The organism is Acidovorax sp. GW821-FHT09A11 (genome assembly GCF_059418365.1).
In genome coordinates this window covers 1-14041 of sequence record NZ_JBWKPS010000021.1, presented here as the reverse complement: position 1 = coordinate 14041, position 14041 = coordinate 1, and the positions used below count along the sequence as shown (strand labels likewise).

Annotated in this window: 12 protein-coding genes; 7 read left to right on the top strand and 5 right to left on the bottom strand. The window is 66.8% G+C overall.

What is annotated here, in order from left to right; genetic code table 11:
- Nucleotides 1-68: 68 nt before the first annotated feature.
- Nucleotides 69-782: a RadC family protein gene (gene radC, locus AC07PV_RS24910; protein ID WP_218298106.1), complete on the bottom strand. Its 714-nt coding sequence runs from the start codon at nucleotides 780-782 to the stop codon at nucleotides 69-71.
- Between the two features lie 355 nt (nucleotides 783-1137).
- Between radC and AC07PV_RS24905 the strand changes: the two genes are divergently transcribed.
- Nucleotides 1138-1602, top strand: a complete 465-nt coding sequence (locus AC07PV_RS24905) for an FKBP-type peptidyl-prolyl cis-trans isomerase (protein ID WP_218298105.1) — start codon at nucleotides 1138-1140, stop codon at nucleotides 1600-1602.
- Between the two features lie 23 nt (nucleotides 1603-1625).
- Complete coding sequence (gene ispH, locus AC07PV_RS24900; protein WP_218298108.1) at nucleotides 1626-2663, top strand: 4-hydroxy-3-methylbut-2-enyl diphosphate reductase; 1038 nt, start codon at nucleotides 1626-1628, stop codon at nucleotides 2661-2663.
- 131 nt (nucleotides 2664-2794) lie between these two features.
- Here the strand turns inward: ispH and AC07PV_RS24895 are convergent, their stop codons facing one another.
- A complete protein-coding gene (locus AC07PV_RS24895; RefSeq protein WP_218298104.1) occupies nucleotides 2795-3490 on the bottom strand; it encodes a CBS domain-containing protein in 696 nt (231 codons plus the stop codon).
- A gap of 166 nt (nucleotides 3491-3656) precedes the next feature.
- On the opposite strand from AC07PV_RS24895, the gene AC07PV_RS24890 reads away from it, so the two are divergent.
- The 4 genes from AC07PV_RS24890 (at nucleotide 3657) to mnmH (ending at nucleotide 8175) form a co-directional block, all read left to right on the top strand.
- On the top strand, nucleotides 3657-4601 hold the full coding sequence (locus AC07PV_RS24890) for a threonine/serine dehydratase (protein ID WP_494631603.1): 945 nt from the start codon (nucleotides 3657-3659) through the stop codon (nucleotides 4599-4601).
- Nucleotides 4602-4633: 32 nt separating this feature from the next.
- Nucleotides 4634-5956: a serine--tRNA ligase gene (gene serS, locus AC07PV_RS24885; RefSeq protein WP_492808917.1), complete on the top strand. Its 1323-nt coding sequence runs from the start codon at nucleotides 4634-4636 to the stop codon at nucleotides 5954-5956.
- Between the two features lie 63 nt (nucleotides 5957-6019).
- A complete protein-coding gene (gene selD / locus AC07PV_RS24880; protein WP_494631604.1) occupies nucleotides 6020-7060 on the top strand; it encodes a selenide, water dikinase SelD in 1041 nt (346 codons plus the stop codon).
- Entirely contained in the window at nucleotides 7060-8175 is a 1116-nt protein-coding gene (mnmH, locus tag AC07PV_RS24875; RefSeq protein ID WP_494631602.1) for a tRNA 2-selenouridine(34) synthase MnmH, read from the top strand. The genes selD and mnmH overlap by 1 nt, the downstream gene beginning before the upstream one ends.
- On the opposite strand, the gene AC07PV_RS24870 is transcribed toward mnmH, so the two are convergent.
- On the bottom strand, nucleotides 8133-9062 hold the full coding sequence (locus AC07PV_RS24870; protein WP_494631601.1) for a LysR family transcriptional regulator: 930 nt from the start codon (nucleotides 9060-9062) through the stop codon (nucleotides 8133-8135). The two genes, mnmH and AC07PV_RS24870, sit on opposite strands and share 43 nt — an antisense overlap.
- Before the next feature lie 116 nt (nucleotides 9063-9178).
- On the opposite strand from AC07PV_RS24870, the gene AC07PV_RS24865 reads away from it, so the two are divergent.
- Nucleotides 9179-10432 (top strand): alpha-hydroxy acid oxidase, encoded by a 1254-nt coding sequence (locus AC07PV_RS24865; protein ID WP_494631599.1) that lies wholly within the window; start codon nucleotides 9179-9181, stop codon nucleotides 10430-10432.
- Nucleotides 10433-11126: 694 nt separating this feature from the next.
- On the opposite strand, the gene AC07PV_RS24860 is transcribed toward AC07PV_RS24865, so the two are convergent.
- Nucleotides 11127-12476 (bottom strand): zinc metalloprotease, encoded by a 1350-nt coding sequence (locus AC07PV_RS24860; RefSeq protein ID WP_494631598.1) that lies wholly within the window; start codon nucleotides 12474-12476, stop codon nucleotides 11127-11129.
- Between the two features lie 9 nt (nucleotides 12477-12485).
- Complete coding sequence (locus tag AC07PV_RS24855; RefSeq protein WP_494631597.1) at nucleotides 12486-13121, bottom strand: hypothetical protein; 636 nt, start codon at nucleotides 13119-13121, stop codon at nucleotides 12486-12488.
- Between the last annotated feature and the right edge of the window lie 920 nt (nucleotides 13122-14041).

Here is a 14041-nt window from a genome sequence, read left to right as displayed (position 1 = left end):
CGCCACGGCCGTGGCGCGGGCCAGCGCGGCGTGCAGGGCCGTGGGCGCGGCGGGCGGCGCGGGCGCCGTCACAGCAAGCCCTGTTCCGCCATCGACAGCGCCTTGCCGGGGGCGACGATGACATGGTCGAGCACGCGCACGTCCACCAGGGCCAACGTGGCCTTCAGCGTCTTGGTGAGGGCCTCGTCGGCGCGGCTGGGCTCCACGCTGCCGCTGGGGTGGTTGTGGGCCAGCACCACGGCGGCGGCCTGGTGGTGCAGGGCGCGCAGCACCACCTCGCGCGGGTACACGCTGGTCTGCGTGAGCGTGCCGCGAAACAACTCCTCCATGGCCAGCAGGCGGTTCTGGCTGTCGAAGAAGAGCACCGCGAACACCTCGTGGCCCTTGGCCGCCAGGTGCAGTTGCAGGTAGTGCTTGACGGCGTTGGGCGAGTCGAACGTCTCGCGCTCGCGCAGTTGCTGGGCCAGGGCGCGGCGCGCCAGTTCCAGCACGGCCACCAGCTCAGCGCGCTTGGCGGGGCCCAGGCCCTTGATGCGCGCGAGGTCGGCGGCGCTGGTGTGCAGCAGCCCGGCGATGCCGCCAAAACCGCCGGTGACGCGCCCCGTGGCCGCGTCCACGCCGGGCGTGTCCAGCAGTTCCTGCGCCATCTGCAGCACGCCCTTGCCCACGGTGCCGGTGCGCAGCAGGATGGCCAGCAGCTCGGCATCGGCCAGGGCGGCGGGGCCGCGTGCCAGCAGCTTTTCGCGCGGCTGGGCGTCGGAGGGAAGGTCTTTGAGGGGCATGGCGCAGGGGCGAAGAGCCTGCCGCGGGCGCGGCGGGCGTAGGGCTTTGCCCGGTTTTCTACAATACGGGCCAGTGTAGAGCGTGTTGTGCACTTCAAGTACCCACGTTGGACTTCCAGGCCCAGTGATCGCAAGGCGCGGACCGCCGCCAAGGCAGGAGCCTTGCCAAGGGCTGCGACGCCGCGAGCGCTGGCCTGGGAGCCCAACCCGAAGGGAAAGCCGGTAAAAGGCCCGGCCACTTTGTTGCAGACCGCTTGCGGTAATGGATACCGTGGCGCGTTCTGCGCCTAGTTGCCGGGCCTTTTCCCGGCTTTCGTGGGCACTGAAAAGTGCACAGCAGGCTCTTTGGACTTTCATGACCTCTATCGACACCTCCCTTCCCACCGTCCAGCCGGGCTCCTTCCTGACGCTGCACTACCGCCTGGCGGGCCCGGCGGGGGATGTGATCAACACTTTCTCCGACAAGCCCGCCACCCTGTCGCTGGGCGCAGGCCAGCTGTCGCCCGCCGTGGAGCAGCGCCTGCTGGGCCTGCCCGAGGGCACGCGCGCCACGTTCGAGCTGGCGGCGGGCGAGGCCTTTGGCGAGCGCAACACCGAGATGCAGCAGTGGGTGGCCAGGAAGCTGCTCAACGAACTGGGCGACCCGGCGGAGCGCTACAGCGTGGGCGATGTGGTGCAGTTCCCCACGCCGGACGGCCAGGGCAGCTACGCGGGCGCCGTGGTGCAGGTGCGCGATGACGGCGCCGTGCTGTTCGACTTCAACCACCCGCTGGCGGGCCAGCCGGTGACGTTCGAAGTGCAACTGATCGGGGTGCTATGAGCAGCGAGATTTCTGGCCGCAGCATGAGCGATGCCGGGCCGCTGCCCGGCGCGCCACATGCGGGCGAGGGCGGGGACGTCGAGGTCCTGCTGGCCGAGCCGCGCGGCTTTTGCGCGGGCGTGGACCGCGCCATCGAGATCGTCGAGCGCGCCATTCAGAAATTCGGCGCGCCGATCTACGTGCGCCACGAGATCGTGCACAACACCTATGTGGTGAATGACCTCAAGGCCAAGGGCGCGATCTTCATCGAGGAGCTGTCGGATGTGCCCCCGGGCGCCACCCTGGTCTTCAGCGCCCATGGCGTGAGCAAGGCCGTGCAGCAGGAGGCGGTGGCGCGCGGCTTCAGCATTTTTGACGCCACCTGCCCGCTGGTGACCAAGGTGCACGTGGAAGTGGCCAAGCTCGCCAGGGAAGGCTACGAGTTCATCATGATCGGCCACAAGGGCCACCCCGAGGTGGAGGGCACGATGGGCCAGCTCGACCACGGCATCCACCTGGTGGAAGACGTGGCCGACGTGGCCCGCGTGCAGCCCGCGCAGACCGGCAAGCTCGCCGTGGTCACGCAGACCACGCTGAGCGTGGACGACGCCGCTGAAATCTCGGCCGCCGTGCGCGCGCGCTTCCCCAGCGTGCGCGAGCCCAAGCAGCAGGACATCTGCTACGCCACGCAGAACCGGCAGGACGCCGTCAAGGTGCTCAGCCCGCAGGTGGACGTGGTGATCGTGGTGGGCAGCCCCACCAGCTCCAACAGCAACCGCCTGCGCGAGCTGGCGGCGCGCCTGGGCACGCCGGCCTACATGGTGGACAGCGCCGACGAACTGCAGCCGGGCTGGTTCGCGGGCGTGGCGCGCGTGGGCCTCACCGCCGGCGCCTCGGCCCCGGAGATCCTGGTCCAGCAGGTCATCGACCGCATCAAGGCGCTGGGGGCCGTGTCGGTGCGCACCATGGCGGGCATCGAGGAAACCATCAAGTTTCCGCTGCCCAAGGGGCTCAAGATCGATGGCGCCACGGGCCTGGCCCTCACCGAGCGCACGCCGGAGACCGGGCCCGCCAGGCACTAGACCGGCACGCGCGGGCCGCGGCATCCGAAGGGGCCGCCGCGCCGCTGCGAATGCTCCTGAATTGATGGCTGTTTGCGCTTGATGGGCAAGCGCTGGGGCCGTTTTTTAGTCAATCCCGCCGTGGCCGGGGCCTACAGCGAGACCGCAGGCCCGCTCCACAGGTCCAGCGGCGGGTCGGCCGCCACCGCGCGCAGGATGTCGGTGCGCGAGATGAAGCCGGACAGCACCCCCGCATCGTCCGTCACTGGCAGGCCCGGCAGGCCCGTATCGAGCAGCACGGCGGCCACCCGGCGCAGCTCGGTGTCGGCCGCCACGGTGGGCACGGGGCTCACCATGACCTCGGAGACGGGGCGGCGTGCCAGCTCGATCGCCTGTTTCACGGCGCCCGGCTCGGGCAGCAGGTCCAGGGGCGCCATGTCGGCCCGCAGCAGCAGGCCGACCACCCGCCCCAGCGGGTCCACCACGGGGGCCTGGGCCACCTTGTGCTCGGCCAGGGTCTGCCAGGCATCGTTCACGCGCGCCCCGGGCTCCACGCTCAGGGCGCCCGTGGTCATGACATCGCTGACCTTGGTCAGGGGCTGGCGTGCCTGCTGGGGCCCCTGCTCGGTCTGCGCATAGGCGCTCACGGCGTCCTGCAGGCGCAGGTTGGCGGGCGGCGAGAACGCGGGGTGGAGCGGGGCCGGGGACTGAAACGGCTCGGCGGGCACATCCAGCGCGCGCGTGCGCAGTGCCTGGGGCCGCTGCACGCGCCGCACGGCAGAGATCTGCGAGAGGTTTTCCGGCCCTCCCCGGTACATCTGCCCCGATGGGCCGAACACAAAGAACATGCTTGCCTCCTGCTGGCGTGTCCGCCCAAGGCGGCGGACCCTGTCCATGTTATCGGCACTTGCACGGCGCCATTGGAGGGCAGCGTGTATCCGTGTGTTGCCGCGGGGCGGGCGGGCAGACCCTACACTGCCTGCCTTTGTCCGATTTCCCCTGGAGTCTCCCCGCATGATCGATCGCGCCGCCATCGCCGAAGCCCGCCGCCACATTTCCACCGCCCAGCCCGACTTTCTGCGCACCACCCCGCTGATGCGCGTGCCGGGCCGATCCCTGGGCGTGGACTGCGGCGAGGTCTGGCTCAAGCTGGAGCACCTGCAGGTGGGCGGCAGCTTCAAGGCGCGCGGCATGCTGTACCGCCTGCTGGCCAACCCCGTGCCCGAGAGCGGGGTCATCATCGCCTCCGGCGGCAACGCCGGCATTGCCGTGGCGGCGGCCGCCAAGGCCCTGGGCGTGCGCTGCGAGGTCTTCGTGCCCGAAATCTCGCCCGAGGCCAAGCGCGCCCGGCTGCGTTCGCTGGGCGCCGACGTGGTCGTCACCGGCGCGGCGTATTCCCAAGCCTTCGAGGCGTGCGTGGCCCGCCAGAAGGCCACGGGCGCCCTGCAGGCCCACGCCTACGACCAGCCCGAAGTGGTGGCCGGCGCGGGCACCCTGGCGCTGGAGATGGAAGAGCAGGGCGGCCGCCTGCCCGACACGGTGCTGGTCAGCGTGGGCGGTGGCGGCCTCATCGGCGGTGTGGCCGCGTGGGTGGAGAGCCGCGCCCACGTGGTCGCGCTGGAACCCGAGCGCGCGCCCACCCTGCATGCCGCGCGCGCCGCAGGCCAGCCGGTGGATGTGGAGGTGGGTGGCGTGGCCGCTGATTCCTTGGGCGCCCGCCGCATCGGCGCCATTGGCTGGGAGGTCAGCCAGCGCCATGTGCACGATGCCCTGCTGCTGCCGGATGACGCCATCCGCGCCGCCCAGCTGTGGCTGTGGAAAGAGCTGAAGCTGGCCGTGGAACCCGCCGCCGCGCTGGGCCTGGCGGCCCTGCAGACGGGTGCCTACCGGCCCCAGCCGCAGGAAACCGTGGCCCTCATTCTCTGCGGCGCCAACTTCGACCCCGCCAGCCTCGCCTGAGCCGGGGCCGACCACCCCTTTAAAATCCAGCCATGCTTGACATCCTTCTCCTCCGCAAAGACCTCGACACCGCCATCGCGCGCCTGGAAACACGCAAAAAGCCCCAGGCCTTCCTGGACGTCTCCGCGTTCCAGGCCCTGGAGTCCGAGCGCAAGACGCTGCAGACCCGCACCGAAGAGCTGCAGGCCCAGCGCACCCAGCTGTCCAAGCAGGTCGGCATGCTCATGAGCCGGGGCGACAAGGACGGCGCCGAAGCCGTCAAGGCCCAGGTGGCCGCAGGCAAGGTGGAGCTGGAGCAATCGGCCGCCCGCCTGGAACAGGTCCAGGCCGAGCTGCTTGCCATGCTGGTCGCCGTGCCCAACCTGCCGCACGAATCCGTGCCCGTGGGTCCGGACGAGTCGGGCAATGTCGAAGTGCGCCAGTGGGGCACGCCCGCCAGCTTCGCCTTCGAGGTCAAGGACCACGTCGACGTGGGCACGCCGCTGGGCCTGGATTTCGACATGGGCGTCAAGCTCTCGGGCTCGCGCTTCACGGTGATGAAGGGGCAGATCGCCCGCCTGCACCGGGCCCTGGCCCAGTTCATGCTGGACGTGCAGACCCAGGAGCATGGCTACACCGAGTGCTACGTGCCCTATGCCGTCAACGCCGACTCGCTCAAGGGCACGGGCCAGCTGCCCAAGTTCGAGGGCGATTTGTTCGCGGCCAAGAAGGGCGGCCAGGACGGCGAGCCCGTGCCCGACAACGCGGCGCTGTACCTCATTCCCACCAGCGAAGTGCCGCTGACCAACTTCGTGCGCGACGTGGTCGTGGCCGAGTCCGAGCTGCCCATCAAGCTCACGGCCCACACGCCGTGCTTCCGCTCGGAAGCGGGCAGCTACGGCCGCGACACGCGCGGCATGATCCGCCAGCACCAGTTCGACAAGGTCGAGATGGTGCAGATCGTGCATCCCGACAAGAGCTACGAAGCGCTGGAAGAAATGACGCGCCACGCCGAAACCGTGCTGCAAAAGCTCGGCTTGCCCTACCGCGTGATGAGCCTGTGCACGGGTGACATGGGCTTTGGCGCCGCCAAGACCTATGACCTGGAAGTGTGGCTGCCCGCGCAGAACACCTACCGCGAGATCAGCTCGGTGAGCAACTGCGAGGCCTTTCAGGCCCGCCGCCTGCAGGCCCGCTTCAAGAACGCCCAGGGCAAGAACGAGTTGCTGCACACCCTCAATGGCTCCGGCCTGGCCGTGGGCCGCACGCTGGTGGCCGTGCTCGAGAACTACCAGCGCGCCGACGGTTCCGTGGAGGTGCCAGAGGTGCTGCGCCCGTACATGGGCGGCGTGGCGGTGCTCGCACCCGCCGCCTGATGGGGCGGGCCATGGGGACGGCGCGCCGGGGGAGAATCCAGCATGACTTCCTCTGACAACACCATGGCCAGCCCCACCATCCGCCTCACGCAGTACAGCCATGGGGCGGGCTGCGGCTGCAAGATCAGCCCCAAGGTCCTGGACGTGATCCTTGCGGGCAGCGGGGCCCAGAACCTGGACCCGCGGCTGTGGGTGGGCAATGCCTCCCGCGATGACGCCGCCGTCTATGCGCTGGATGGCGAACGCGGCGTGGTCTCCACCACCGACTTCTTCATGCCCATCGTGGACGACCCCTACGATTTCGGGCGGATCGCGGCGACCAACGCCATCAGCGACATCTACGCCATGGGCGCGGACCCGCTGATGGCCATCGCCATCCTGGGCTGGCCGGTGAATGTGCTGCCGCCCGAGGTGGCGCGCGACGTGGTGCGCGGCGGGCGTGCGGTCTGCGATGCCGCAGGCATCCCGCTGGCCGGCGGGCATTCCATCGATGCGCCGGAGCCCATCTTCGGGCTGGCCGTGACCGGCGTGGTGGAAAAACGCCACCTCAAGCGCAATGACACCGCCACTGCGGGCTGCCGCCTGTACCTCACCAAGCCGCTGGGCATCGGAATCCTCACCACCGCCGAAAAGAAGGCCCGGCTGCGCCCGCAGGACGTGGGCCGCGCGCGCGACCTGATGTGCACGCTGAACAAGCCGGGCAGCCGGTTTGGCAAATTGCCGGGTGTCATGGCCATGACCGATGTCACGGGCTTTGGCCTGCTGGGCCACCTGGTCGAGATGGCCGAGGGCAGTGGCCTGAGCGCCGTGATCGACTACGACGCCGTGCCGCGCATCCGTGGCGTGGAGCACTACCTGGCCGAGGGCTGCGTGCCGGGCGGTACCCTGCGGAACTTCGACAGCTATGGCGCCAGGATCGGTCCGCTGGACGAAGTGCAAAAGCAGCTGCTGTGCGATCCGCAGACCAGCGGAGGCCTGCTGATCGCGGTGGCGCCGCAGGGCGAGCGTGAATTCCTCGCGGTGGCCGCCGAGTGCGGGCTGCCGCAGATGGAGCCCATAGGCCATCTCACTTCCCGGCAGGCCTTCGCTGTCACGCTGCGCTGATGCTGGACACCCTGGCCGACTACCGGCACATCTTCCTGAACGATGTGCCCATGATGGACGTGCGTGCGCCGGTGGAGTTCGTCCAGGGCGCATTTCCGGGCGTGGCCAACCTGCCCTTGATGGACGATGCCGAACGCCAGAAGGTGGGCACCTGCTACAAGCACCAGGGCCAGCAGGCGGCCATCGCGCTGGGGCATGCGCTGGTGTCCGGCGAGATCAGGCGCGCACGCACCCAGGCCTGGGCGGAGTTCGCGGCGGCCCATCCGCAGGGCGTGCTGTATTGCTTTCGCGGGGGCTTGCGTTCCCAGATCGTCCAGCAGTGGCTGCAGGCCGATGCCGGGATCGCCTACCCCCGCGTGGCCGGCGGCTACAAGGCCTTGCGTACCTTTTTGCTGCAGACCACCCAGGCGGCGGCGCGCGAATGCCCGTTGGTCGTGCTGGGCGGGCTGACGGGCACCGGAAAGACCGAGCTCATCTCGCAGCTGCCCAACGGCCTGGATCTGGAAGGGCACGCCAACCACCGCGGGTCCAGCTTTGGGCAGCGTGTCAGCGGCCAGCCGGCCCAGATCGATTTCGAGAACCGCCTGGCGATCGATATCCTCAAGAAGCGGGCCGCGGGGCAGCGGCTGTTCGTGGTCGAGGACGAAGGCCGGCATGTGGGCCGCTGCGCCGTGCCGCTGGAGCTGCGCCTGCGCCTGGAACAGGCGCCGACGGTCCATGTCGAGGATGCCTTCGAGGCCCGGGTCGAGCGCATCCTGCGGGACTACGTGGTCGGGCAGTGCGCCGAGTTCTGCGCCGCGCAGGGCCCGGCGGCGGGGTTTGAATCGTTCTCTGCCCGATTGCTGGAAAGCCTGGACAAGCTGGCCCGGCGCCTGGGCGGCGACCGCCACCAGATGCTGCGCGCAACGATGCTCCACGCGCTGGCGCGGCAAAAGGCGCATGGCGATGTTTCGCAGCACCGTGGCTGGATCGCGGCATTGCTGCGCGACTACTACGACCCCATGTACGCCTACCAGCGTGAAAGCCGGGCGGGGCGCATCGAGTTTCAGGGGGAGTTCGGCGCGGTGCTGGCCTACCTGCGCGATCGCTCCGTGGCCTCGGGCCCCCCGCCGTAGGCCGGCGGCACCGAAAAATCCACCTGGGCCTGCGCCAGGCGCTGCATCGCGGGTATCAACGCCCGCGCATCGCCGCGCCGCCACTGGAACGCGTACTGCAGGGGCGCAAGCGCCGTGCGCCCGCCCAGCGCGCGCAAGCCCGGCGTGCCGACCCAGGCCGCGGGCAGAAAGCCCACGCCCACCCCCGCGCGCAACATGCCGGCCACGGCCCCCCAGCTGTTGCACAGGATGCGCTCGCGCACCGCAACGCGGTGCGCGAGCAGCCAGTCATCGAGCAGCCGTGTGGTGCCCGCACCCGGGGGGAGGGTGACCAGCGGATGCTGCTGCAGCAGCGCTTTCGCCCCCAGGCGGCCGGCGCCGGGCAGATCGGCGGCCACAGCCCAGGTGAAGCGCGCAGCCCCCACGGGCTGCGAGCGCAGCGTGCTGCGCGACGAGCGCCCCGCGATCACCGCGAAGTCGAGTTCGCCGTCGTCCAGGCGGCGCTCGAGCACGCCACCCACCTCCACGCAGGGCTCCAGGGACAGGCGGGGATGCGCGCGGCGCGCCGCTGCCACGAACGCGGGCAGCCAGGTGAGGGCCGAGAGGTCGCCCACGCCAAAACGGCAGTGGCCCGCGAGATCTGCGCGCGCATCCAGTGCCTGGTCCAGTGCCGCGACGGCGTTGAGCACATCCAGCGCGGCGGGCAGCAGCCGCGTGCCGGCCTCGGTGAGCACGGCGCGGTGTCCGCTGCGGTCAAACAGCGGCTGCCCCAGCGCGGCCTCCAGTTCCGTGATGCGCTTGGACAGCGAGGACACGGACAGGTGCACGCGGCCGGCGGCGGTGGCGAAGTTGGCGCAGGTGGCCGCCCACCAGAAAGCCTCGAGCTGCTTGACCGACGGAGTGGGCATGGCGGGGTACTTGTTGGCAGAAAGAGAATTAATTCATTCTAAATATTTCGCTTTCATTCATTGAATGGCAAACCTACAGTGGCGCAATTCCTGAACGCAATGAAAGCCCCGTGCCCATGGCCTCCCTCCCCCATCTGGTCCCCGCCGCCCTGGCGCCCGCCCCCTTGCCCCCCGCGCCGGCCGTGCTGCGCCGCATGCTGTCGCTGCAGGATTTCGAGGAGGCCGCGCGCCGGCGCCTGCCCCGGCCCATCTTCGGCTACATCGCTGGCGCGGCCGAGGACAGTGCCTCGCTGCGCGACAACCGTGGCGTGTTCGGCGAGCACGCCTTCGTCACGCGCGTGCTGCGCGACGTGTCGGGGCGCTCGCAGGCGGTGGAGCTGTTTGGCGAGCGCTACGGCAGCCCGTTCGGCATCGCGCCCATGGGCATCAACGCGCTTTCCACTTACCGGGGTGACCTCGTGCTGGCACGCGCGGCGCGGCGCGCGGGCATTGTTTCGGTGATGAGCGGCACCTCGCTGATCCCGATGGAGGACGTGGCCCGCGACAGCCCGGGCACCTGGTTCCAGGCCTACCTGCCCGGCGACCAGGTCCGCATCGACGCACTGGTCGACCGGGTGGAGCGCGCGGGCTTTCGCACGCTGGTCGTCACGGTGGACATACCGATCTCGGCGAACCGCGAGAACAACATCCGCACGGGCTTCTCGACGCCGCTCAAGCCCAGCCTGCGCCTGGCCTGGGATGGCCTCGTGCGGCCGCGCTGGGTGGCGGGCACCTTCCTGCGCACGCTGCTGCGCCATGGCATGCCGCATTTCGAGAACTCGTTTGCCACGCGCGGCGCTCCCATCGTCTCGTCCACGGTGCTGCGCGATTTCTCGGCGCGCGACCACCTTGGCTGGCGGCACCTCGAAGCCATCCGCCGCCGCTGGAAGGGCCCGCTGGTCGTGAAGGGCCTGCTGAGCGTGGAGGATGCCCTGCAGGCGCAGCGCATCGGGGCCGACGCCGTGGTGCTGTCCAACCACGGCGGCCGCCAGCTCGATGGCGCCGCATCGCCCATGCGCGTGCTGCAAGCGGTGGTGGCCGCCGTGGGGCCCGCTTACCCCGTGCTCATCGACGGGGGCTTCCGGCGCGGCTCCGACGTGCTCAAGGCCATCGCGCTGGGCGCGCGCATGGTCCTGGTGGGGCGCCCGTTCAACTATGCAGCCGCCGTCGCCGGCGAGGCGGGAGTGCACCACGCGATCACCCTGCTGCGCGACGAGGTGGACCGCAACCTTGCCATGCTGGGCGCCACCAGCTGCGGAGAGCTGGGCCCTCGGCACCTGGTGCGGCGGCGGGGGCCTGGGGAGGAATGTTCGCCAGGGCTGGCGTCCTGACGGGTGCCTGCGGCCTGGCGCAACGATGTCAGTGCGGCTGCGGTGCGTTGTGGTGGGGGAGCTGCAGTCTGGCCCGCCTCAGCCCGCGACTTGATCGCAGCGGATCTGGTGTCCAGGGCGCGGGTCCTGCATGCCCCAAAGGCTGCCTGGCTGCCGGGGGGCCGGCAAACCAAAAGAAAAAGGCCCTGCGCTATTGATTAAATAGCATCAGGGCCTTATCAGTGGCGGTAGCAACGGCTCATGGTTTCCGGTCCAGCTTTCGGGACTGGTGTAGTGAGAAAGGGGTTGCTCGTGATCTTGCGGAGCGTTCACTTGCACACACAATCAAAGACAAGGTTGGGGCGGCTTACCATCGCACTGACCTGCTTGAACAGCGACGGAAACTCATGAATGAGTGGGAAGCATTTGTAATAGACAAACCTTCGCACAAGAACTGACGCGCCACATGCACAAGGCCCTGCGATTTTGAAGCGCAAGGTTATGACACAGACCAGATAGCCTCGGACATCCAGCACCACATCGTGGCGGCTTGCTGTTCCCTTCACGGAATCAAGGCGTGCTCTGCCGCCATGTCTGCGCGCGCATACATGCTTGTGGCTTGGTGGCCGTCTTTAATTTTTCTCACACCGTCCATTGGATTGGGCGGCTGTGCACTAACTGGAGTGCCTACAAGCGTGGGAAACTCGGTCTGGCGTCAGTCATTAACCGGTAGCCAGATCTCCACTAGATTACGAGTGACCTTGCTCGCTAGTGAATCGATCCGAACGACGCGCACCGCCTTGGCTTGGCCTGACGTCGCTATCAACTGCGCCGCCTGTTGCGCCGCCTCGGCATCACGCGGCCGGAAGTAGCGCACTTCTGGCTGCTTCGGGATCTTCGCCTTGTTCTTGACATTCTCAATAGCCGGCACAATGAATCCAGCGTTACGGCCATTCTCTCGCAACTGATTCGCCAATTGGCGCTGCGCCTCTGATCCGATCTGGATGTACAGCAAAGGGCGTTCAGCGAACGCCGCTGCCTTCAGGCGACCCTGTACTGCTTCCGATTCGGCACCCGATAGAGCCACCGAGGCCGATGCAATCGCGCGCTCGATTTCCAGCGCGGTGGGAGCTCCGGTGGATATCTGCGGATCCCCCGGGAATGGATATGCGCGGCGCGCTCCTACCCTGTCCATCGTGGAGCACTCCTTGTTTTCCGCAGGGATATAGCAGCTGGCCCGAACGCCGTCTTTGAACACCTCGGCGGGCTGTGCGTAGAGCATGCATGATTTACGGTCAAACCCGGAGACCAGATCAGCCCCGCCTTGCCAGTTGGGCTTGAGGTTAAGGTCAACTTGTTTCTTGTCCCATTTTTGCCATTCCCAATATACCGCGTACACGTCGCGCTCGCCGTTGGGGCCCGGTTCAAATCGAATTTCGCTCACACATTGGAGTTGCTGCTGTTCATGGCTGAATCCCAGAGCGTGCGCGAACTCGTGGCGAACGGTGGTCTTCCAGTTGATGGGCATTGCGGCCGACCCCATGCTCCAGAGGATCGCGAAATTGGCGAAATTCATGGAAGGCTTGTTGGGCGGGAAGTATTCGCTGTTGGGCCCAGGGTAGATGCTGTCAGTACCGATCGCCGACCAGTAACCACCAGGGTCGAAAGCAACGCGGATGTGAGCCACGTAGTTCACATCATTACTCGACCATTCTCGATACTTGCCCGTCACGCTGTTGTAGCCAAAGTCGAAGCGGATATTTGCCGACTTGGACCATTCCTGCGCCACGTCCGCTATGGCGCGGTGCAGTGCGGGTGTTCCGCCCTGGAATGCGACGAGGAGGGTACTGCCGCGCTCCCAGCGGCGTCGATTGAGGATGTAATTGGCGACCGGCAGTCCGATCTTGCTGCCGGCCTGTTGTTCGGCTGAATGTCTATCCATCAAGCGCTGCGCCAACTCTTGCGGAAAGCCCTCTGGTGCTCCTGCCATCTCCTGAGCGAATGCCTGCGATGTGCAGAGCAGCCAAACGGCACCAACGAACCCGAAGAATTTGACAGAAGTCATGCAGCCTCCTCAAAGTTTGGAACAGGCCTGAATTTCGACAACCAACGCGCGGACGGACTCCCCTGCTTGGTCGTACAGCTGCTGGTTTGGATCCGCCCCAGATGCAGCCGCGGCTGGCGTGGCAGGTCGGAATCGGCCATAGGCCGCCATCATCTCTTCCTTGCTGGGAATCGATGGGGTCAGTCCAATAAGGGAGCCCGTGTATTCGACGCGTACGAAGTCCACCGCCGACATGGTGGTCTGGACGAAGTTGACAGCCGCATTCGAGGCTGTTGGATCACTTGCCAGTCTGGCGTAAGTGAGCAGCGTATCGTCCACGACGTTGACCTTGCCAAGGATGCAGCTGACCCTCTTAAGGGCAACAAGGTAGATTTGCGTCTGCTGCGGGAAGCGGTAGAAGCTTGAATTAATCAAACCCAAAGAGGCCACGCCAGCACCGACATTAACCAGCGCGATCTTCGAGGCTAGGCCTCCTGCAACTGAAGCCAGGCCGCCATACGTTGCCAGTCCAGCCGATTCCCATTCAAGCTTGCTCCTAGTAAGGGCCGCCGCGTAAATCTCATCCCTGTAGGCCAACAGTTCGGGCTTGAGTGTTGCGAGATCCGGAGGAGACTTCTTGGCCTTCACCCTGGCTTCGAACGCCATCAATTCACTCTGACTGGGGAAAGGCGCCCATGAAGAAGAGACGCTGGCGCAGCCTGACAAGACCAACGTCGCGCAGCCTCCAAGCAAAATGCGTGAAATCAGCTTGAGGGACTGCCAGCGGTCAGACGATGACCGAACGCACGTGCGTGCAGGCTGCACGCCATGAACGCAGACGGCGAATAGCCTACTGCCATATACCCATTCAGACATCGCTTGCATTCTTGTGTCTCCTCCAAAAAGCAACAAATGCACAATCAATGTAACTTCTTTGTGACACATACGCCATGGTCGATGCACAACATCGTGCGGGCGCAACCGAGGAGGCCTGAGCACTACGAACCGCTCCAACCCACTCCATAGTGGATGCGCCGGACAGCCCCACGGGCTTGGCACTCACCCCAGAGTGGGCGGCAAATGTGGAGGGCACAGGTGTCCACCCAAGGGCATTGATGCGCAGACGGTGATGTCGATTGATTGACAAGTGATTCTCAGCTTCTTTGTCTTGCGCACTCCTTGGTGGTGAAAGCGACTTGCCGGAGTTACGCTCCCCTGGAAGGGGGGCAACCGCCCATGGGTTCCGATCAAGTTTTCGGGATTGGTGTAGTGAGAAGGGGGTTGCACGTGACCTTGCGGAGCGTTCACTGGCCCATACCATCAAAGACAAGGTCGAAGCGGCCTACCATCGCACTGAATCCCTAGAGCAACCAAGGAGCTCATGAATGCCTGGGAGACATTTGTCACTCACCATTCCCCCTAAAGCTCGGGAGTAACGACGAGTTGCACAATCAACATCAGATCCATCCCCAAAAATTACCATGAACGAAGAACCTCTAATACCCCTTAGTGTTGATTTCTATCCAACCGTAACCCACCATTTCCATCTCGATCTGACCCACCCTTGTTCGTGAACTTCACGCTCA

Coding starts and splice junctions, on each gene's coding strand:
- AC07PV_RS24870 (WP_494631601.1), bottom strand. CDS start 9,062: ATGCCCACTCCGTCGGTCAAGCAGCTCGAGGCTTTCTGGTGGGCGGCC.
- AC07PV_RS24860 (WP_494631598.1), bottom strand. CDS start 12,476: ATGACTTCTGTCAAATTCTTCGGGTTCGTTGGTGCCGTTTGGCTGCTC.
- mnmH (WP_494631602.1), top strand. CDS start 7,060: ATGCTGGACACCCTGGCCGACTACCGGCACATCTTCCTGAACGATGTG.
- ispH (WP_218298108.1), top strand. CDS start 1,626: ATGAGCGATGCCGGGCCGCTGCCCGGCGCGCCACATGCGGGCGAGGGC.
- AC07PV_RS24865 (WP_494631599.1), top strand. CDS start 9,179: ATGGCCTCCCTCCCCCATCTGGTCCCCGCCGCCCTGGCGCCCGCCCCC.
- AC07PV_RS24905 (WP_218298105.1), top strand. CDS start 1,138: ATGACCTCTATCGACACCTCCCTTCCCACCGTCCAGCCGGGCTCCTTC.
- AC07PV_RS24890 (WP_494631603.1), top strand. CDS start 3,657: ATGATCGATCGCGCCGCCATCGCCGAAGCCCGCCGCCACATTTCCACC.
- AC07PV_RS24855 (WP_494631597.1), bottom strand. CDS start 13,121: ATGGCGTTCGAAGCCAGGGTGAAGGCCAAGAAGTCTCCTCCGGATCTC.
- AC07PV_RS24895 (WP_218298104.1), bottom strand. CDS start 3,490: ATGTTCTTTGTGTTCGGCCCATCGGGGCAGATGTACCGGGGAGGGCCG.
- selD (WP_494631604.1), top strand. CDS start 6,020: ATGGCCAGCCCCACCATCCGCCTCACGCAGTACAGCCATGGGGCGGGC.
- radC (WP_218298106.1), bottom strand. CDS start 782: ATGCCCCTCAAAGACCTTCCCTCCGACGCCCAGCCGCGCGAAAAGCTG.
- serS (WP_492808917.1), top strand. CDS start 4,634: ATGCTTGACATCCTTCTCCTCCGCAAAGACCTCGACACCGCCATCGCG.